The sequence below is a fragment of the Microthrixaceae bacterium genome, from assembly GCA_023957975.1.
Classification (GTDB): domain Bacteria; phylum Actinomycetota; class Acidimicrobiia; order Acidimicrobiales; family Microtrichaceae; genus JAMLGM01.
Genome location: JAMLGM010000004.1, coordinates 57,695 through 78,497, shown reverse-complemented (window position 1 = coordinate 78,497; position 20,803 = coordinate 57,695). Strand labels below are relative to the sequence as shown.

General features: G+C 65.6%; 17 protein-coding genes. 1 reads left to right on the top strand and 16 read right to left on the bottom strand.

The features are described 5' to 3' along the window. The 8 genes from miaB to M9952_07235 form a co-directional block, all read right to left on the bottom strand. On the bottom strand, positions 1 to 1,458 hold the full coding sequence (gene miaB, locus M9952_07270; GenBank protein MCO5312722.1) for a tRNA (N6-isopentenyl adenosine(37)-C2)-methylthiotransferase MiaB: 1,458 nt from the start codon (positions 1,456 to 1,458) through the stop codon (positions 1 to 3). Between the two features lie 179 nt (positions 1,459 to 1,637). Further along, the gene (gene recA, locus M9952_07265; GenBank protein ID MCO5312721.1) at positions 1,638 to 2,690 is read right to left on the bottom strand and encodes a recombinase RecA; all 1,053 of its coding nucleotides are present in this window, start codon (positions 2,688 to 2,690) and stop codon (positions 1,638 to 1,640) included. Positions 2,691 to 2,951: 261 nt separating this feature from the next. Beyond that, positions 2,952 to 4,268, bottom strand: a complete 1,317-nt coding sequence (locus tag M9952_07260; protein MCO5312720.1) for a nicotinamide-nucleotide amidohydrolase family protein — start codon at positions 4,266 to 4,268, stop codon at positions 2,952 to 2,954. A gap of 64 nt (positions 4,269 to 4,332) precedes the next feature. After that, positions 4,333 to 4,965: a hypothetical protein gene (locus M9952_07255; protein ID MCO5312719.1), complete on the bottom strand. Its 633-nt coding sequence runs from the start codon at positions 4,963 to 4,965 to the stop codon at positions 4,333 to 4,335. Beyond that, entirely contained in the window at positions 4,962 to 5,888 is a 927-nt protein-coding gene (locus tag M9952_07250) for a 5'/3'-nucleotidase SurE (protein MCO5312718.1), read from the bottom strand. Before M9952_07250 ends, M9952_07255 begins: the two co-directional genes overlap by 4 nt. A 107-nt stretch (positions 5,889 to 5,995) precedes the next feature. After that, a complete protein-coding gene (locus M9952_07245; GenBank protein ID MCO5312717.1) occupies positions 5,996 to 6,616 on the bottom strand; it encodes a CDP-alcohol phosphatidyltransferase family protein in 621 nt (206 codons plus the stop codon). After that, complete coding sequence (gene rimO, locus M9952_07240; protein ID MCO5312716.1) at positions 6,613 to 7,929, bottom strand: 30S ribosomal protein S12 methylthiotransferase RimO; 1,317 nt, start codon at positions 7,927 to 7,929, stop codon at positions 6,613 to 6,615. Before rimO ends, M9952_07245 begins: the two co-directional genes overlap by 4 nt. A gap of 175 nt (positions 7,930 to 8,104) precedes the next feature. Beyond that, complete coding sequence (locus M9952_07235; protein MCO5312715.1) at positions 8,105 to 9,082, bottom strand: SMP-30/gluconolactonase/LRE family protein; 978 nt, start codon at positions 9,080 to 9,082, stop codon at positions 8,105 to 8,107. A 162-nt stretch (positions 9,083 to 9,244) separates the two neighbouring features. Between M9952_07235 and M9952_07230 the strand changes: the two genes are divergently transcribed. After that, entirely contained in the window at positions 9,245 to 10,549 is a 1,305-nt protein-coding gene (locus M9952_07230; protein MCO5312714.1) for an inositol-3-phosphate synthase, read from the top strand. Between the two features lie 94 nt (positions 10,550 to 10,643). Here M9952_07230 and M9952_07225 read toward each other — a convergent pair whose 3' ends face one another. From M9952_07225 to M9952_07190, 8 genes are all read right to left on the bottom strand, one after another. Further along, on the bottom strand, positions 10,644 to 11,408 hold the full coding sequence (locus M9952_07225; protein ID MCO5312713.1) for a hypothetical protein: 765 nt from the start codon (positions 11,406 to 11,408) through the stop codon (positions 10,644 to 10,646). Beyond that, entirely contained in the window at positions 11,405 to 13,852 is a 2,448-nt protein-coding gene (locus M9952_07220) for a DNA translocase FtsK (GenBank protein ID MCO5312712.1), read from the bottom strand. Before M9952_07220 ends, M9952_07225 begins: the two co-directional genes overlap by 4 nt. Before the next feature lie 61 nt (positions 13,853 to 13,913). Next, complete coding sequence (locus M9952_07215; protein ID MCO5312711.1) at positions 13,914 to 15,575, bottom strand: ribonuclease J; 1,662 nt, start codon at positions 15,573 to 15,575, stop codon at positions 13,914 to 13,916. 71 nt (positions 15,576 to 15,646) lie between these two features. Then, the gene (dapA, locus tag M9952_07210; GenBank protein MCO5312710.1) at positions 15,647 to 16,537 is read right to left on the bottom strand and encodes a 4-hydroxy-tetrahydrodipicolinate synthase; all 891 of its coding nucleotides are present in this window, start codon (positions 16,535 to 16,537) and stop codon (positions 15,647 to 15,649) included. Between the two features lie 11 nt (positions 16,538 to 16,548). After that, entirely contained in the window at positions 16,549 to 17,277 is a 729-nt protein-coding gene (locus M9952_07205; protein ID MCO5312709.1) for a hypothetical protein, read from the bottom strand. Between the two features lie 135 nt (positions 17,278 to 17,412). Then, positions 17,413 to 18,027 carry an excalibur calcium-binding domain-containing protein gene (locus M9952_07200; GenBank protein ID MCO5312708.1) on the bottom strand — a complete coding sequence of 205 codons (615 nt, stop codon included), beginning with the start codon at positions 18,025 to 18,027 and terminating at the stop codon, positions 17,413 to 17,415. Between the two features lie 145 nt (positions 18,028 to 18,172). Further along, the gene (locus M9952_07195; protein MCO5312707.1) at positions 18,173 to 19,288 is read right to left on the bottom strand and encodes an IS630 family transposase; all 1,116 of its coding nucleotides are present in this window, start codon (positions 19,286 to 19,288) and stop codon (positions 18,173 to 18,175) included. Positions 19,289 to 19,668: 380 nt separating this feature from the next. Further along, on the bottom strand, positions 19,669 to 20,796 hold the full coding sequence (locus tag M9952_07190; GenBank protein ID MCO5312706.1) for a ferritin-like domain-containing protein: 1,128 nt from the start codon (positions 20,794 to 20,796) through the stop codon (positions 19,669 to 19,671). Positions 20,797 to 20,803: the final 7 nt, after the last annotated feature.

Here is a 20,803-nt window from a genome sequence, read left to right as displayed (position 1 = left end):
TCAGTTTGCCGACAGCACCGGAATGCGGGTGCGATGGGTCGGAACGTGGGTGATCTCGCGAAACTCGCCGCTGAGGTTGCTCAGGCTGGCGCCGGTCACCTCGACGAGGGCGTAGCTTCCGGGTCGGATCGACTCTGGAGGGGCGAAGTGCACCAGCTTGTTCTGCCGGGTGCGGCCCGTGAGCAGGTCGGGGTTGCGCTTGGACGGCCCCTCGACGATGACCTCCTCGATGCGCCCGACGCGTGCCTCGTTGCGCATTCTCGATGACCGTTCGAGCACGGCACGGAGCCGATCCATTCGCTCGACCGACACGGCGTGGTCGACGAAACGATCGTTCATCTCGGCGGCCTCGGTGCCGGGCCGGGGCGAATAGATGAACGTGTAGGCCGAATCGAAGCCGACCTCGGCAAACACCTCGAGGGTGTCGGCGAAGTCGCGGTCGGTCTCGCCCGGGAACCCGATGATGACGTCGGTGGTGACCGCGAGATCGTCGATTCCGGCGCGGGCGGCGGCGACCTTGGCGAGGTACCGTTCGGCGCTGTAGCCACGGTGCATCGCCGACAGGATCCGATCGCTGCCCGACTGCAGCGGTAGGTGGAGGTGTTCACACACCGCAGCGGTCTGGGCCATGGCGGCGATCGTGTCGTCGCGGAAATCCTTCGGGTGAGGGCTCGTGTACCGCACCCGGCGAATGCCGTCCACGGCGCCCACATCTCGCAACAGGTCGGCGAACAACGACCGGGCCCGACGATCTTCACCCCACCGGATCCCCGCGGCGGCGACCTCGTCGGTGTCGAACCCGTCGCGCAGTTTCATGGCGATGTCGCGCCCGTAGGAGTTCACGTTCTGCCCGAGCAATGTCACCTCGGTGACGCCGGTCGCAGCGAGCGCCCGCACCTCATCGACGATCGTTCCGAACGGCTTGGACACCTCGGTGCCGCGCACCGCCGGAACGATGCAGAACGCGCAGTTGTTGTCGCACCCGATCTGGATCGTGACCCAGGCCAGGTAGTCGACCTCGCGCACCGTCGGGAGCTGAGTCGGAAACAACTCGTGATCTTCGATGACCGCCTCGTCGAGGATCTCGGTGATCGGCCCTGACGTGCGCGAGGTCTCCAACAGGTCGACGGCGCGGTGAACGTTGTGGGTGCCGAACACCACATCGACGTGACCGGCCTTTTGCTGGATCAGGTCGCGGTCCTTCTGGGCAAGGCACCCGCCGACCATGATTTCGAGATCCGGGCGCGACGCCTTCAGCGACTTCAGGTGACCAAGGGTCCCGTACAACTTGTTGTCGGCGTTCTCGCGAATGCAACACGTGTTGAGCACGATGACATCCGCCTCGTCGAGCGAGTCGGTGGCTTCCATGCCGTCGGCTTCGAGCAACCCGGCGATGCGCTCGGAGTCGTGCTCATTCATCTGGCACCCATGGGTGCGGATCACATAGCGCTTCGCCACGGGTTCAACACTAGTGCCGTGCCTGAGGACCCTCGCCCGTCGCGCCAGCCCTCGCCCGCTACGCCAGACCCTCGCCCGTTGCGCCAGCTATTGGTGGCGGCCGGCACCGGCCGACGACGGCACGAACGCTGGTGGCGACGACTCCGCTGCCGTCGTCGCCACCAGGGACGCGCTGACGCTCAGTCGTCGAGGGTGACCGGCATGTCGGCGTTGATCGACAGGTCGATCGGCTCGTCGTCGGCATCGCCTTCGCCGAGGCCAAGCTTGGAGCGGACCTTTTCGGAGACCTCGACCATGATCTCGGGGTTGTCCTTGAGGAAGCCCTTGGCGTTCTCGCGCCCCTGGCCGAGCTGTTCGCCCTCGTAGGTGTACCAAGCTCCGGACTTCTTAATGAAGCCCATTTCAACGCCGATGTCGAGCAGCGACCCTTCGCGGCTGATGCCGGCGCCGTACATGATGTCGAACTCGGCCTGCTTGAACGGCGGGGCCACCTTGTTCTTGACGACCTTCACCCGGGTGCGGTTGCCGACGATCTCGACGCCGTCCTTGATGGACTCGATACGACGAATGTCGAGACGCACCGAGCTGTAGAACTTCAGTGCACGACCGCCCGGGGTGGTCTCTGGCGAGCCGAACATCACGCCGATCTTCTCGCGAAGCTGGTTGATGAAGATGCAGATGGTGTCGGTCTTGTTGAGGTTCGCCGTGACCTTACGAAGGGCCTGGCTCATGAGGCGGGCCTGAAGACCCACATGGCTGTCTCCCATCTCCCCCTCGATCTCGGCCCGAGGCGTGAGCGCGGCCACCGAGTCGATGACGATCACGTCGAGTGCCCCGGAACGAATCAACATGTCGGTGATCTCGAGCGCCTGCTCGCCGGTGTCGGGCTGGGAGATGAGGAGTTGATCGACATCGACGCCGATGCGGGCCGCATATGCCGGATCCATCGCATGCTCGGCGTCGATGTAGGCGCATGTTCCGCCGTTGCGCTGAGCCTCAGCGACCACGTGCATGGCCAAGGTGGACTTGCCGGAGGACTCCGGACCGTAGATTTCGGTGACGCGGCCACGCGGCAGCCCACCGATTCCGAGTGCGATGTCGAGACTCAGAGCGCCGGTCGAGACCGAGCCGACCGCCATCGACGTCTTCTCGCCCATCCGCATGACCGAGCCCTTGCCGAACTGCTTTTCAATTTGTGCCAACGCGCCTTCGAGTGCCTTGTGCTGCTCCACGTCTGTTTCCTTCCAACTGGTTCGTGGTGGGCTGCCGTGTTGGCAGCGATATCGATGCAATGACCGTACCGATGACCCCTGACAGCGAAGCCGGGGAACTCACACGAACGTAGTTTCGAACAGGTGTTCTTGGCAAGCATTTACGCCAACATTTCTTCCCCATGCCATCTCGGGAGCAGCCGCCCGCCCGTTCTCCGATAACCAGTGGTCGTGATCACGACCACTGGTTATCGGAGAACGGGCAAGGGCACGCGAGAACGATCAGGTGTCGGCGGTGGCCAGTCGCGTCCGCAACATGGCGAGCGCGGAGATGCAGGTCAACTCCCGTACCTGCTGACGGCCTCCGGGCAGACGCATCTCCGCGGAGGACACCGCGCCGTTGAGATCGACAGCGATGCACACCGTGCCGGGCCGTCGCCCCTCGGCCGGATCGGGGCCCGCGACTCCGGTGATGCCGACACCCACGGTCGCCCCCAACACCCGGCGCACACCCGTGGCCATCGCCTCGGCAGCCTCCAGGGTCACCACCGGACCTTCCGGAACTCCCAGCACGTCGAATTTCACCTCGGAGGCATACGACACCACCCCGCCGCGAAAGACCGCCGAGGCACCCGGTACGTCGACCAGCCGCGACGACACCAACCCACCGGTCACCGACTCGGCGATCGCCAAGGTGTCGCCGCGCTCGCGCAACAGGTCGAGCACCACCGATTCCATGGTTTGGTCGTCGATGCCGAACACCAACTCGCTGAGGATGCGTCGCAGCCGCGTCTCCTCCTCGTCGAGGATCGCGGTCGCCTCCTGTTCGGTCGGTGCCTTGGCGGTCACCCGCACCTTGAGGCCCTCCGCGCCCGAGGCCAACAGCGCGATCGTCGGGTTGCCGAGCTCGTCGAGTTCGGCGATCCGGTCGGCCAACAACTCGGCGAGCCCCGATTCGGACTGACCCCAGGTTCGCAGGACGCGGCTACCGATCACGAAATGCTCACCACTGCGGCGACGAAGATCGTCGACGATCGTGGCGGCGAGCATCTCCTTCATCTCCCACGGCACGCCGGGCACCGCATAGATGACCTTGTCGACGGTCGGGACGGACTCTGCACCGCCACCGACACCGCCGCCACCCGCGCCGCGGCGAGCACCGTCACGTGGCCAGGCAACCGGACACACCAGACCCGGCGCCGTGCCGGGTTGTTGCTCGATGAACTGCGCCCCGACCGGTTTGTAGGCCTGCAACAGGTTGTTGTCGGGCATGTCGCGTCCGCGTCCACCGAACATCGAACGGATCAGGTCCGCACGATCGGCGTCGAACTCCAACTCGACCCCCATCACCGCGGCGATCGCCGAGCGGGTGAGGTCGTCGTGGGTCGGCCCGAGGCCTCCACAGCAGATGACGGCATCGGAGCGATCCAACGCATCGGAGATCGCCGTGACGATCCTGCCCACGTTGTCGCCCACCTTCACCTGGAAATGGGTGTCGATCCCTGCGAGAGCGAGCTGCTCGCCGATCCAGGATGAGTTCGTGTCGACGATCTGCCCCAACAGGAGCTCGGTGCCGATGGCAACCACCTCTACGCGCATGTGGGGAGGCTACCCCTACACCGTCATGAATCGATCAACCACGCGATCGGGCGGGCCCGGCGCCTCAGTCGAACACGGAGGTGGTCGGCACCGGCTCCCACGCCAACGACACCGGCTTGGGCCCACACGGCGATGCGATCCAGGCCATGAACTCGTTCGCCCATTCGGTTGCCGCCGGGTCATAGGCCGTCGGCAGGATGAGGCGAAGGTACGCCTCGTAGGCGTCGAGTTCGCCGTCGAGCATCAACTGGCCGAGATCCCGTGAGTCTCCACGCAGGGCCTTCAGCTCCGACGCCGCAGCGCGAAGGCTCGCGAGAAAGCTGTTCGCATCGGAACGCAACGATGCCGGGGCCTGTGGCACAACCGAGGCTTCGAAGGCGTCGGCCGACGTCGCCAGCGCATCGCCGAGCGGCCCGGCACCGCCGACCGGGTCGGGGCCCTCCGCCGAAACCCACGCCAGCACGGCGTCGCACAACACCCCACCGTCGTCGTCGGGCACCGGGAGGTTCTGGAGATCCTCCGGCTGAGCAACCGAGGGCATCGGCGCGAACGACGTCGTCGTCGTCAATGCCGACCGGTCGATCTCGCGGTCCTCGCTGCACGCCGCCGCCACGAGCGCGCTCGCACCCATCACCACGACGACGGCGACTCGTCGGGCGAGGATCGGCGTTCCCCTGGGTGCGGCGGCCGTAATCACCCTGCGGGAGTGTTGATCGGGTTCGGCACGGGCTCGGTCGACACCACCGACCACGTGACGAATCCGCGATTGAAAGCTGCAGCGTCGAGCGACCCCGGCTCCTCGGTCGAGGAACAATCCGGCGTTGCGATCACGCCGTCGACCGTCTGATAGTCGGTCTCGACGGTGACCTCGCCACGAATGGTGCCGGTCTGACAGGTCGGAACGTTGAGATTCGTCACCTCGACCGGCGCGGTGCCTGCCACCAACGCCTCACGGTGCTCCTCGACCCAGGCGACCACATAGGTCGCCGCGGTCTTGTAGTCGAACACCTCACCGCCGCTTGCGGAACTGGACAGCGCCGGCACCCCCTGGCGCACCGCGGCGCGCGCCGCCCCCACCGTGCCCGACAACTCGACGAACGCCGCGAGGTTCTGCCCCTCGTTGATCCCGGTGACGACGAGGTGCGGCGCCTCGAACCCCGGTTGAGCGAACGCGTAGTTCACCGAGTCGGCCGGAAACCCGTTCACCGCGGTGCCCGGATCGCCGTTGCGCGTCGTCGCCTCGGTCGAGGTCAGCTCACCGTCGGTCGTGCTCCCGCCGGCCCCGCTCTTTTGGTCGGCCGGAGCAAACACGACCACCTCGGTGTCGGGCAGTGCCTGCAAGGCGTCGACGACCGTGGCGATGCCCTCCGCAGCGATGCCATCGTCGTTGCTGACGAGAATCCGCAGGGTTTCGGCCCGGGCCTCGGTGGTGGTCGTTTCCTCGGCCGATGCGGTCGTCGTGGTGACCTCGCCGGAACCGCCGTCGGAGTCGGATGCCGAGTCGTCGTCTCCCCCACACCCGCCGGCGACGAGCGCGGCGACCAGCGCGGCGGCAAAGGTGACGCGCCTGGTTGAAAAGCGGGTACTTACGGCATTCGTCTCGTCGTTGCGGTGTCGCATCTGGTTCCCCCTGGTTGTTTCGTAGTGCGGCAGCGATACCGCCGAGGCGACAGCGATGCTGTCAACCGGTCAGCGGGCCAACCGGCCAGCCGGTCGGCGCCAATCGGTCAGCGGGCCATCGTGGTGGCGGCCCGACTTCCGTCTCTAAAGTACTGCGCTCCGCTGACAATGCCCGCCGCGATGCCGATCCACAGCGTCACATCGGCGAGCCACAGTTCCTCGTTGGTCCATGGCAACGTCACCCAGCCGACCGCCGCCAACTGCAGGAACGCCTTCCACTTCGCAAGCTTCGACGCGGGAACGGCCAAGCCGCGACGGGCGTAGTACGAACGAAACACGCTCACGGCGAGGTCGCGGCCGACGATGAGCACCCAGGCGATCCACGGGAACCGGCCTTCCAGACACATCACCCCGACCCCGCCCCACACGAGCACCTTGTCGGCGAGCGGATCGAGGAACGCACCAGCGCGGGTCGGGCCGTGCCTACGGGCGAGCGTGCCGTCGAGGTAATCGCTCGACGACAACGCGAACCACACGAACGCAAGCGGCCACGACGAGGAGTTCTCGGTGGCGTGCATCATCCAGAACGCCAGCGGCGCGGCAGCGACCCGCAGGAGCGTGACGATGTTCGCCGGGGTCCACAGGTCGGCCGGGTCGTAGCGATTACCCTTCGGCGGAATGGGTGGAGTCGCAGGCGCCGGCGAGGTCGGAGAACTCGCGGCGCTCACGACGGCACCGACTCGTCGGCCACCAGGTCGGGTCCGGTCGCTCCCACCACGGTGACCTCGTGAAACTCGCCGACTTCGAGGTGGTCCGGCACCTCGACGATGCCGTCGATCTCGGGGGCCTCGCGGAAACTGCGGGCAACGCCGGGTTCGTCGACCAGAACGGTGATCGTCTCGCCGATCAGAGCGTCACGCCTCGCCGCGGTGATGTCGTCCTGCAACTCGCGAAGCTCAGCCAACCGCTCCCCCATCAAGGTCGCGTCGATGTGGCCGTCGAGGTCGTGCGCGTAGGTTCCCTCCTCGTCGGAGAACGCGAAGAACCCACACCAGTCGAGCTGCGCGGCCTCCACGAACTCGAGCAACGCATCGTGGTCGGCCTCGGTCTCGCCTGGATACCCGACGATGAAGTTCGACCGGAACGCCGCGGTGGGGTCGATCGAACGGATGGCCTCGATGCGTTCGAGAAAGGTGTCGCCGTCACCCCAGCGGCGCATGCGGCGAAGCAGTGGCCGACTGACGTGCTGCAGGGACAGGTCGAAATAGGGAACTCTCGCTCCCAACATGGCTTCGATGAGCGCCTCGTTGAGGTCGGAGGGGTACAGATACAACAACCGCACCCAATCGACTCGACGGGCCACCTGGTCGAGTAGCGCCACGATGCTGCGCTCCCCCTTACCCTGGTCACGTCCGTACGCCGCCAGGTCCTGAGCGACCAGCACGACCTCGCGGACATCGAGCTGTTCGACCTCGGCGACGACACTGTCGATCGACCGGCTTCGCTGTGGTCCACGAAAGCTGGGGATCGCACAGAACCCGCAGTTGCGGTCGCATCCCTCGGCGATCTTCACATATGCCCACGGTGCGGAAGCGGCCGGCCGCGGGAGATTCAACAGGTCGAACTCGGGCACCGGTGCTGCCGACACCGGGATGAGTGATCGGCTCGACGAATGGGTCGAAGAGTGGGGCGATGAGGGCGCGCCAGGGCCGGGGGAATCGATGAAATCCTGACCGAACCCGGCGACGGTATCGACCTCGGGCAGCGCGGCCGCAAGCTCGTCGCCGTAGCGCTGGGCCATACACCCGGTGACGACCACTTTGGCGTGCTCGGCACGATCCTCGCTCAACGCCAGCACGGTGTCGATCGACTCCTGTCGTGCTTCCTCGATGAACGCACAGGTGTTGACGACGACGAGATCGGCCTGCGACGCGTCGGAGGCCGCCACGTATCCGTCCGCGACCAGCTTGCCGACGAGTTTGTCGGAATCAACCTGGTTCTTGGGGCAGCCGAGCGTCTCGACCCAGTACGTCTGCGTCACGGTGAGCCAGGGTAGTGGCCGCGCCGCCGCGGCCCTGCCGGTTGCGCTGCGGCCCTGTCCGCCGCACGGCCCGGCCCGCACAACGAGGTGTTGTACCTCAGGGGCGCGATATCGCGCCCCTGATGTACAACACCCGCCCGCAACGCCCTCCTACAACACCCGCCCTCCCGCGCGCTTACGAACGATGAGCGAGGTCGAGTCCGTGTACCGGCCACTCGCAGCGCACAAGGCGACCGGTTGCCGACAGCGTGATGTAGGCGACGTTCGAGTCCGAACCTTCGAAGCAGATGTTCGTCGTCACCGGATCGCCGGTGTACAGGAACTCGACGCCGCCTTCGGGGTGGTGTGCCCCCTGCGCGGACACGACGCTGACGCCGCTCGTCAACAGGGTCGCCACGCACACGTTGCCCTCCCCGTCGATCGCCAGAGAGTCGAACAATGCCCCGCCGGCGGCGCCGTACATTAACGCGCCTCCGCCGTGCAGTCCCTCGGTGTTCGCCACCTCTCCAGGTCCGGTGATCTCCCACGACAGCAACCGACCGCTGTGGGTCTCCGCCGCGTACAGGGTCGAGCCGTCGGGGCTGATGCCGATCCCGTTGGGTGACTCGAGGCCGAACACGACCTCGCGAATCTCCGAACCGTCGGCCATCGCATAGAACAGCCCAGTGATGTCGCTGAAACGATCGCGTCGCACTCCGTGGTCGGTGAACCAAAAACCGCCGTGGGTGTCGAACACGATGTCGTTCGGTGCCCGCAACGGTCGTCCGTCGCAGGAGTCGTACAGGGTCGTGAACTCGCCGGTCTCGAGATCGACTCGCTGCACGCATCCGGCCTCCCACTCCGGCGGTGTCGGACCGGGCACGAGGATGCCACCGACGTCGAGAAACGTGAAACAGCCGCCGTTGTTCACGACGAAGCACGCGCCGTCGGGGCCGATCGCGGCTCCGTTCGGTCCGCCGCCCAACTCCGCGATCACCTCGACTCGCCCGTCGGGAGTGACCCGGCTCAGTCTCGAAGCGTCGATCTCGGTGAGCACGACACTGCCATCCGCCATCGCGACCGGTCCCTCGGGAAACCGCAGCCCACTCGCCACCTCGATGAGTTCGACATCGACGAACCTTCCCGTCGATTCGGTCAGTACCGGTTGTTGCATCGCTTCCCCCTCTGGTCGAGCCCGATCGTGAACAGCGCCGCACCCCACTTGGCACCATGTGACGACCTCGACGTGAGAAGCTAGACCGTTCAGTGCAATCGGGTCTGCCCGAGGCACACACCGACGACGCTCCCAAGGGTTTGGGAGCACGAGGAGACGACCGTGGGTCAACCCATCGACATCGCGCCCGCCACCGGCAAGCTCGGGATTCTCACCCCGGGTATGGGGGCCGTGGCATCGACCGCATTCGCCGGCATCATCGCCGCCCGACAGGGCCTCGCCGCCCCGATTGGCTCGATCACCCAGATGGCGCACATCCGGCTCGGCAACAAGGCCGAGAACCGCAATCCGCTCATCCGCGAGTTCGTGCCGCTCGCAGAGCTCGACGACATCGTGTTTGGCGGGTGGGATCCGATCTCGCCCAACGCACTCGAAGCCGCCGAGACCGCTGGAGTGCTCAGCAAGGAAGACCTCGCTCCCCTGTCGGCCGACCTCGAAGGCGTGGTCGCCATGGATGCCGTGTTCGACCAGCGCTGGGTCAAGCGCCTCGACGGCGTGCGGGTCAAGACCGGGGCCACCAAGTGGGATCTCGTCGAACAGCTCATCGCCGACATCGAGCGCTTCCGCACCGAGAACGGCTGCGATCGCCTCGTCATGATCTGGTGCGGATCGACCGAGGCGTATCAGGAGGCGAGCGACGTTCACGCCTCGATCGAGGCCTTCGAGGAGGGTCTGCGCAACAACGACGAGAACATCTCGCCCTCGCAGATGTACGCGTATGCCTCCATCGTGTCGGGGGTTCCCTTCGGCAACGGTGCACCCAACCTGGCGATCGACATCCCGGTGATGGGTCAACTCGCACAACGTCATCAGGTGCCGCTGACCGGCAAGGACTTCAAGACCGGCCAGACCCTGATGAAGACCATCCTCGCGCCGGGCTTCAAGGCCCGCATGCTCGGCATGCGCGGCTGGTATTCAACCAATATCTTGGGCAACCGCGACGGCGAGGTGCTCGACGACCCGGAGAACTTCAAGACCAAGGAAGTCTCCAAGCTCGGCGTGTTGCACACGATCCTTCAGCCCGAGGTCTACCCCGACCTGTACGGCAACATCGACCACGTCGTGCGGATCAACTACTACCCGCCGCGCGGCGACAACAAAGAGGGTTGGGACGCCATCGACATCTTCGGATGGATGGGCTACCCGATGCAGATCAAGGTCGACTTCCTGTGCCGCGACTCGATCCTCGCCGCGCCGATCGTGTTGGACCTTGCACTGTTCCTCGACCTGGCCCAGCGCGCCGGACAGTCGGGAATCCAGGAGTGGCTGAGCTTCTACTGGAAGGCCCCCCAGGCCGACGGAGACCACGAGCCCGAACACGACATCTTCATCCAGCAGACGAAACTGAAGAACACGCTGCGTGAGTGGATGGGCGAACCCGCGGTCACCCACTCCGAGGCCGGCTGATCCTCGGCCCTTGCATAGGGCGTTCCGCTCCCGATAGGGCGTTCTGTAGGTACTTTCGGTGGCCCTGGCCACCGAAAGTACCTACAGAACGTTTTCAGGGTCGGGTTGTCGTCGTTCGGGGCACCGTGGTCGTGGACCTCGCCACCGACGTGGTGGTGGTCGTGGACGGGGGACCCATCTCGTCGAACCAGCGCAGGATCGCCTCGACCTCCTCGGCCGGATACGACTTGTCGCACGGAATGCCGTTGCCCTCGGGGTCCATGCGCTCGGGTCTGCCGGTACGTTGGAAGTACCTGAACGCATCGCCGAATTCGTAGCCCCGAGCGATGAGTTGGCTGCATCCCAGTCCGGGTTCCTCCGAGTCGATCGGTTCCGGAGCCTCCGTGGTGGTCGTCGGGGCGGCGGTGGTCGTCGTCACCGTGGTCGAGGGCTCACGCTCGGAACCGTCAGCCAGGTCCGTGGACGCATCGCCGTCGACCTCGACGTGCCCATCGTGGCTCGAACGGTCATCGATGCCGAATACAGCGAACGACAACGCCAGTCCCATCGCTGCCAACGCGACGAAGCTCAGTGCATCGCGCTTCCAGCGAACCCTGGGGGCGCGCCCGACCGGGTCGAGGCGAAGCTTGCTGCGGCGCCGATCCGAGGGGCCCACTGGCTCGGCGGGGTCGGCCGGCAAGTCGTCCTCGGCGGCTTCCGCATCAGAGTCCTCGACGACCTCCTCGCCAGAGTCCTCGGTGGCGCCATCGTCCGCCGGCTCGTCGACGCGGTCCTCGCTGCGATCGACGCCCTCCCCCGCCGAGTCCTCGACGACCTCCTCGCCCGCGTCCCCCGCCGGGTCCTCGTGCTCGTCGGTCATTGAACGTCGCTGAAGCTGTCGAGTTCCTCGACCGTCATCAGCACCTCGCGGCTCTTCGACCCCTGCGACGGGCCGACGACGCCCTGGTCTTCGAGCAGATCCATGATGCGTCCCGCCCGGGCGAATCCGACCTTCAGCTTTCGTTGCAGCATCGATGTCGATCCGAGCTGGCTGCGCACCACGAGATCGCGCGCCTGTGCCAACAGCTCATCATCGTCATCGCCCGAACCGCCCGAACCACCGGCGCCTGGCGGCGGAGCCACCGCCGCGAGGTTGGCATCGCCGACGACCTCCTCGACGTAGCTCACCTCGGTGACCTGGTCGCGCCAGACCTTCACCACCGCCTGCACCTCCGCCTCTTCGACGAAGCATCCCTGGATGCGCTCGGCGGATGGCGCCGCAGGGTCGAGGAAGAGCAGGTCGCCCTTGCCGACGAGGCGCTCGGCTCCGCCGTGGTTCATGATGACCTTCGAGTCGGTTGCCGACGCGACGGTGAACGCGAAACGAGCGGGGATGTTTGCCTTGATCACCCCGGTGATGACGTTGACCGAGGGCCGCTGGGTGGCGATCACGAGGTGGAGCCCCACCGCACGGGCCTTGGCCGCGATGCGGTTGATCGACTCCTCCACGTCGCGCGCCGCCACCATCATCAGGTCGGCCAACTCGTCGACCACGATCAAGATGAGGGGTAGGCGTTGATACTCCTTGTCGACCTCACCCAGACCAGGTTGAAGCTCGCCGCGATCGAAGCGCTCGTTGTAGCTCGCGAGGTCTCTGGAGCCGACCTCTTCGAGCAGCTCGTAACGACGCTCCATCTCGGCCACCGCCCACGCCAGCGCGTTGGCGGCCTTCTTCGGATTGGTCACCACCTGGGTCAACAGGTGCGGCACCCGGTTGTACTGGGTGAGTTCGACCCGCTTCGGGTCGACCAGGATCAGGCGAACGTCGTCGGGGGTGGCGCGCATGAGCACCGAGGTCATGATCGAGTTGATGCAACTCGACTTGCCGGCACCCGTCTGACCGGCGATCAGGATGTGGGGCATCTTCGCCAGGTCGACCAACACCGAATTGCCCTCGATGTCGCGACCGACCGCAACCGCCAGCGGAGTCTTCGCCTTCTGCGCCTCCTGGGAGCACAAGATGTCGCCGACCCGCACCAGCTCGCGTTTCTGATTGGGAACCTCAACACCGACGGCATGCTTGCCGGGAATCGGAGCGATGATGCGCACATCGGGGCTCGCCATCGCATACGCGATGTCCTTGGACAGGTTGACGACCTGATTCACCTTCACGCCCTGGCCCAGTTCGAGCTCGTAGCGGGTAATCGTCGGGCCGACCACCATGCCCGACAGTCGTGTCGTGACGCCGTGCTCTGCCAACGCCGCCTCGAGTTGGATGCCCCGTTTTTGAATCGGGCCCGTGTCGGGCGGCTTCGCACTCGTGCGCTTCAGCAGCGACAACGCCGGAAGCTTCCAAATGGAATCGGGACGCAACGGCGACAGTTCGATCTCGAGTTGTTCCACCGTGGTGCCGGCGTTGACGGTGGGCAACACGATCGTCGGTTCCTGCGGTTTGGGCTGTACCGCCGTGCCACCGGCACCGTCGGCCCCCGCCTTGGCCGCGGCCTTCTTTCGCGGCTTCGCTTTGGGCTGCGGTTCGTCCTCGTCGTCGAAGTCGGCCTCGTAATCGAACAGCTCGACGTCGGAGGGCTCGGCACCGATGCGAAACAGGTTGCTGAACGAGCGGCTCCCCCCGGCGACCGCGGGGCTCAACGTGCGCCCGAGTATCGGAAACAGGTCGCGGAAGGGCAATCCGATGCACAACGTCAGCCCCAGAATCACCAACAACGCCAGCACTGCAATCGCACCCGGGGTGCCGATCAGGCGCACGAGGCCGTCGCCCCCGATCGCTCCCACGTATCCGCCGGCGTCCTTGAACGCGTCGGGACTCGTCGACAACGGCGGTGGATCGACCGCAATATGGATGAGGCCGAGAATCGACAACACCAAGATGACGCCGCCGATGGCCCGACGCGCCGCGGTTCTGGTGTGCGCGACCACGAGATCCGGGTCGGCGGCCGCCAACTCCTCGGCGTCGATCGGCCCGCGGATAAGCCAGATGCCCAGCGCTGCGATGGCGGGCGGAGCGATGAACTTCGCCACCCCGACAACCGAGCCGATCGCCGTCGCCACCGCGGACCCGACGATGCCGGCAGAACCCGCGTAGATGCCGATCGCGCTCACGATGGCCAGCGCGATGCACGCCAGCCCCCACATGTCGTGGCCATGACCGTCGAAGGCCAACGACACGCCCTCGGCGACCCGCTGCCCGCGGCTCGGCGCGGCGGCGGTGCGCCCCGAGGAACGCGTGCTACCGGTCGAGCGCGTCGAGCGCGTCGACTTGCGCGCCGGGGCCTTTCGTTTCGAGGTCTGCTTGGTGGCCATGACGTCAGCAAGGCTACCCGTGACCACTGACGGTCTTGGTGACGCCCAGCGAAATCGCCGCTCAGGCCTCGAGGACCACCGGCACGATCATCGGACGACGCCGCGTCTTTTCACCGACATAGGACCCCGCCGCACGGCGCACGGCCTTTTCGATGACCCGCATCGACACCTGATCGCCCTTCAACGCCGCACGCACGGCGCCGTCCACCCGCTCGACGATCCCGTCGAAAAGCTTCGTCGACTCCTCCGGAGCAACCCAACCTCTCGTCGCCAGCGACGGGCCGGCCACCAGTTCGCGGCGTTCGAAATCCACACACACGATCGCCGCGACGACCCCCTCGTTGCCGAGGATCTGGCGTTCACTCAACGTCGAGGAGTCGACGTCGCCGACCCCGTGCACGTAGATGTAATCGGCCGGAACCCGCTCGCCGAACCGCAGGCCGTCGTCGTCGAGAATCAGCGAATCTCCGTCCTCGGCCACCAACACGTGATCCTTCTCAACCCCCATCACCTCGCCGAGGCGGGCGTGGGCCACCAGGTGCCGGTACTCGCCGTGCACCGGCACGAACCACTCCGGCCGGGTCACCGACAAGAACAGCTTCAGCTCCTCGGCCTTGGCGTGGCCGGTGGCATGCACATCGGCGATCCCCGAGTGCACCACCTGAGCGCCGGTTCGAATCAGGTTGTCGATCACCCGCGACACCGCCGACTCGTTGCCGGGAATCGGGTGCGAGGACAGGATCACCGTGTCGTTCGAGGTGACCTTCAGCCAACGGTTGTCGTCGGTGCCCAACAGGGCGAGGGCCGACATCGGCTCGCCCTGGCTGCCGGTGCACACGACACAGACCTTGCCGTCCTCGTAGTCGTTGATGTTTTCGATGTCGCCGAGCGCGTGGTCGGGAATGTTGAGAATGCCGAGTTCCCGTGCCATGGAAATGTTGCGGCGCATCGAACGCCCGAGCGGCACGATGACCCGTCCGAACGACTGTGCCGCGTCGGCGAGCTGTTGCACCCGGTGAATATGCGACGCGAAACACGCCGTGATGATGCGGCGGCCGTGGTGTTGGTGCATCAGGTCATACAGCACCCCACCGACCGCGGTCTCCGAACGCGAATGGCCGTGCTCCTCGGCGTTGGTGGAATCGCTCAGCAACAGCCGGATCCCGTCACCGCTCGCGATGCCACCGATGCGAGCGAGATCTGCGAGCCTGCCGTCGACCGGGGTCAGGTCGATCTTGAAGTCGCCGGAGTGCACGATCGCACCCTGTGGCGTGTGAAACACCGTGGCGAACGCGTGCGGCACCGAGTGAGTCGTCGGAAGGAACTCGCAGTCGAACGGGCCAAACGTTCGCCGCTCGTTGTCGCGCACCACGACGAGATCGGTGCGCTTCAACAGGCCCGCCTCCTCGATTCGGCCACGCGCCAAGCCGAGGGTGAACTCCGAACCGATGATCGGAAAGCTGAACTCGCGCAACGCATAGCTCAACGCTCCGACATGGTCCTCGTGGCCGTGGGTGAGGATGCACCCCTCGATGTCGTCGGCCCGTTCACGCAACCACGTGAAATCGGGCAACACGACGTCGATGCCCAACATGTCGGTGTCGGGAAACATGAGCCCGCAATCGAGCAACATGATGCGAGAGTCGATCTCGATTGCCGCACAGTTGCGACCGATTTCGCCGAGTCCGCCGAGGAACGTAATACGAACGTCCGAAGAAGCCATTGAGTCAGGTTGAGCTTTCGATGGGGTTGGCGCAGGCCAACGAGATGGGAGGTCGGATAGATGGACGCTGCTCAGGCCAACGCTGAGAGCACCTCTCGAGCGCGGGGCTCAAGCCAGTCGGGAGCAAACGACAGCGGCGCACGACAATTGCCGACCTTGATCCCGAGCACCCGCAGGATCGCTTTGGACGGCATCGGATTCGGCGCGTCGTCGGAACCCGCGAACTCGTAACTCTCGATCAGCCCGCCGTTGATGCGGATGGCCTCGCCGTGGTCGCCGCGCAGGAACGCGGCGATCATTTCGCCGATCTGGCGGCCGGCCCAATGGCTCGCAACGCTCACCGCACCGACCGCGCCGATCGCCAGCAACGGCAACGTGAGGGCATCGTCGCCCGAATACAGCTCGAAATCGTCGGGCGCGTCGCGCATCAGGCGAGCCGTCTCGGCCGGGTTTCCCGCCGCGTCTTTGAGCCCGACGATGTTGTCGACCTCGTGGGCGAGACGCAGCATTGTGGCGGTCGCCACCTTTCGGCCCGTGCGCGTCGGAACGTCGTAGAGCAACACCGGCAGATCCGTCGCCGCCGCCACCGACCGGAAATAGTGGTCGAGGCCGGATTGGGGCGGGCGGTTGTAGTAGGGGCTCACGACGAGCACCCCGTCGACGCCCAGACCGGCCGCGCGCCGGGTGGCCTCAACCGCATAATTCGTGTCGTTCGATCCGGTTCCCAACAACAAGGGCACGTCGACCGCGGCACGCACCGCCTTGGCGAGGGCCACCTCCTCGGAATCGCTGAGGACGGGGCTTTCACCGGTCGTTCCGGCGAGGACCAGCCCGTCGCTTCCGTTGTCGACGAGCCACGCAGCCAGGTTGGCCGCAGCATCGAGATCGAGGGCTCCGGAGTCGTCGAACGGTGTGACCATCGCGGTGATGACCCGTCCGAAGCGAGCAGTAGGCAGACTCATGGACGCACAGGCTACCGCTCAGCCGAACGGTCGATCCCCAGAGTTAAAAGCAGGTCCTCGTGCAACTCGAACCAGACGCTGTGATACGAGTCGATCGTCGGCTTGACGAACCAGTCGAGGTTGCCCGCCGAGATCCCTTGCATCGCCCGCTCAAAGCGATGCCGATACGAGCCGAAACGACCCAACGATCCGGAAAGATCCACCGTGATCGCCACCACCTGTCGATGATGGACCTCGAGGCGCTCGAGCACGGCGAGGTCGTGTTCGGCGTCGCTGTGATCGTTCACGCGGGCGGTCCCGGTTCCCGCACCGAGCACCTGCCAGTCGGTGCACACCTCGAGAAACGACCGGTTGATCGTGACGAATCGACGATACGCCGCATCGACGTCGAGCAAGGTGTCGGACTCCTCGATCTCGGCGCGGAGCAACAGTTCGGCATGGGACCGGCCCTCGGAGGTGAGCGACCACCCGGCGAAATACCCGCTGCGATGAGACACCCACCCGCTGCGCTCGGCGCTGATGAGCAGATGCTGCACCCTGTCGACGACGGAATCGGCATCGCGGTCGGCGGTCGCATCGCGGTCGGCGGTCGCGTCGCGGTCGGCGGGTACCGGGTCGGCGGGCGCCGGGTCGGCGAGTCCCGTCAGATCTGCGTATCGCTCGGCGACCCGTTCGCTCGATGCCGTACCGAGCAGGCGCATCGCATGCAGGACCAATCGAAGCTCAACACCCTCGGACACGCGGCCACACTACGCCCCAGCCCACCCCCAAACGCCCCCACCAGCCCCCCAAAACGCCTGTTCTCCGATAACCAGTGGTCGTGATCACGACCACTGGTTATCGGAGAACAGGCTGGGGCAGGCGAGTGCGGACTGTCAGTACTCGTTCCACCAGATGCGACTGGCGTCGCTGTACACGGTCTCGCAGGGAACGCCGTTTCCGTCGGCATCCATGCGGTCCGGGAAACCCTCGTAGATGAAGTAGTCCAACGCGTCGCGCACACTGACCCCGCGATCGCGAAGGTCGCGACACAACAGCCCTGACGGCAACCGCATGTACAGCGGCTCGCTCACCGGCGCCGACGCATACGGGAAAATGGCCGCGATGTCGTCGTATGAGTACACGGTCTCGCACGGGATTCCGTTGCGGTCGGAGTCCATCCGATCCGGCTGGCCCTCGGTGCGCCAATACGTCACCGCCGCCGAGAAGGAATACCCCTGGGCCGCCAGGTCGCGGCAGTAGAGGCCCGCTGGCAGCAGAGCGGGATCGCGATTGGCGCGGGTGGTCTCCGGAACGACCGACTCGGCAACGGTCGGCTCCGGAACCGTCTCGGTGATCGATTCGGGTGTCGTCTCGGCGACCGTGGCAACCGTCGTCTCCACGACCGCCCCGTCGGACTTGTCGGAATCAGCGGCATCGTCACCGCCGCTCGCGACCACGATGCCGACGACGACACCGACCACGATCAGTGCGAGCAGAATCGAGATCACGATGAGGAGCGTGCGGTTCGAATTCGGCGCAGGTGCGGGAGCCGAGGTCGGGACTGCGGCTTGCGGAGTCGCCATCGGCGCCGGTGGCGGAGTCATCGGAGGCGGCGGTGATGGAGGCGGAGGCGGCGCCGCCCACCCGGACTGACTAGTGGTCCGTCGCGGAATTGGTGAGGTGGGTCAGGGTGGCCCGCCCCCGGTTGACTTTCTCGATGATCTCCTCCGCCGTTTTGACCCACACGAGGGGTTCGGGGTCGTCGTTCCAGTGCGAGACCCACACGTCGATGGCTTCGGTTAGAGCGGCGACGCTGTTGAAGGTTCCTGTCTTGAGCCGTTTCTTGGTGAGTTGAGCGAACCAGCCCTCGACCAGGTTCAGCCACGACGCCGAGGTTGGCGTGAAGTGCAGGTGCCACCGCTTTTTCTGCGCTGGCTTGGCCAGCCACGCCTTCACCTCGGCGGACTTGTGCGCCGAGAGGTTGTCCAACACGACATGGATCTCCTGGTCCCGGGGGACGTGGACATCAATCCACCGAAAGAACGCCAACACATCGGCACTGGTGTGGGTCTTGCGGGTGTCATGAAGCACCTCACCGGTCACGACATTCAACGCCGCAAACAGGTCGGTGGTGCCATTGCGTTTGTAGTCATGGGTCATCGTGCGACCCCGACCCCGCTTCATCGGCAGCGACGGCTGGGTGCGATCCAACGCTTGGCACTGGGTCTTTTCATCGAAGCTGAACACCACCGCCCCCTCCGGCGGGTTCAGATACAACCCGACCACGTCGACAAGCTTCGCCTCGAAGTTCGGATCGTTCGACAACTTGAACGTGTCGACCCGCCAGGGACGCAGCTTGCGGTCCTTCCAGATTTTCGCCACGAAGTCCTTACCCACCCCGTGCCGCGCAGCCATCGTCCGTGTCGACCACTGCGTCGACTCGTCATCGGGCACCGAATGCAACGTGTCGTTCACGATCGCCTCGACCACGTCGTGGCTGACCTTGGGTTTGCGACCACGACCTCGAGTGATCTTGCCCACCTCATTGACCCCGCCAGCCTCGAAGCGGGTACGCCACCGCCGTACCGTGTCCGGGGTCGCATCAACGCGCCGGGCGATCTCGTTGTTCGCCACCCCATCGGCCGCCCACAACAATGCCCGCGCCTGGCGCACACAGCGGTACGGCAACACCGACGACCGCGCCATGCGATCCAACTCGGCCCGCTCGGCATCGGACACAGTCAACGGGGCAGCAACAGCGATCGGCATAACCCGACACTAACCCACCTCGCTATTTAACCGACGTACCACTAGGCGCCGCGGGCGGCACCGAACTGGGCGGCGTGAACCGAGACGTCGCGGCAGGATCATATGGCCCCGTGGGCTGGTCTTCGTCACCGCCACTCATGGCAGCCCCCCGATTCCTTGGCGATCGGCCACCCGCGGCAACCGACCGGTCGATGTGGAGATTCAGCGTAGCGACCGGCGCCGCCGATACCTCCTGATCCCCAAACATCGCCAGAAAGTTCGCCCCAAAACCACCGTTCTCCGATAACCAGTGGTCGTGATCACGACCACTGGTTATCGGAGAACGGGCAAGACCGCGTCGGGCGAGGCAGCGACGGGCAAGACCGCGTCGGGCAAGGCGCTCAGGCGATACGCAGTTCCTCGTTCGACAGCGCGAACGCCTCCATCTCGTCGGTGGTGTCGGTCCAGTCCTCAAACTGGATGACGCCGAGTTCCTCGAAACGGCGGCGCAGCCACTGATCGTTGCGGTCGAGTAGGCCGAGCTTGCGGCAGTTCGGCACGATCTTCGAGAACAACATGAGGTTGAACATCTGACGAGCCGGGGTGTTGATCATCGCGGTCACGGCCTCCTTCACCGGCAGCCCCATCCGCTCGTAGACCTCCTGTTGCAGGAACCGGTCGCGCATGCGCACGGCAGCCTCGAAGGCGAACTGCTGGCGCTCGAAGATCTCGGCGTCGCTCAGCTCGGCGTAGTACTCCTTCAACGACAGCACGCCGAAGGCAACGTGGCGGGCCTCGTCGCTCATCACGTAACGCAGAAGCTGCTTGAGCAGCGGCTCGCTGGTGAGCTGATGCATCGCGCCGAACGCGGCCAACGCCAACCCCTCGACCATGATCTGCATGCCCAGGTAGGTCATGTCCCAACGCGAATCGCCCACGATGTCCTCAAGCAGCATGCCGAGGTGATTGTTGAGTGGGTAGTAGCCACCCATCTTCGTGTCGAGGTACTTGGCGAACACCTCGACGTGGCGGGCCTCATCCATCACCTGGGTGGCTGCGTAGTACTTGGCGTCGATCCACGGCACGGTCTCGACGATCTTGGCGGTGCAGATCAGCGCACCCTGTTCGCCGTGCATGAACTGGCTGAGGGTCCACTGATTCGACTCGATGCCGAGCTGGACCCACTCCTTTTCACTGAACTTCTCGAACGGCGTGCCGGTGGCATCGAAGTCGCCCATGCCAAGCCCGTTCTCGTCGTTGATGGCGGCGCTGACCAGCACCACGCTTTCGATGTCGACCTCGGTCTCCCACGGCAGATCGGTTTCACCGTTCCACTGGCTGACCTTGGCCTTTTCGTAGAGCTTCTCGAGCGGAGGACGTTCGCCCTTGTCGTAGTTCCACGTGAAGATCGCCTCGGAGTGATCCGTCACGGCGCGGATCGTCTCGTCGCGATACTCGCCGGTCGCCGACAAGATGGCGTCGAGATCGTTGATCTCCTGGCGTCCGATGAGGTCTTGAAGGTCGGTCATGGCTGGT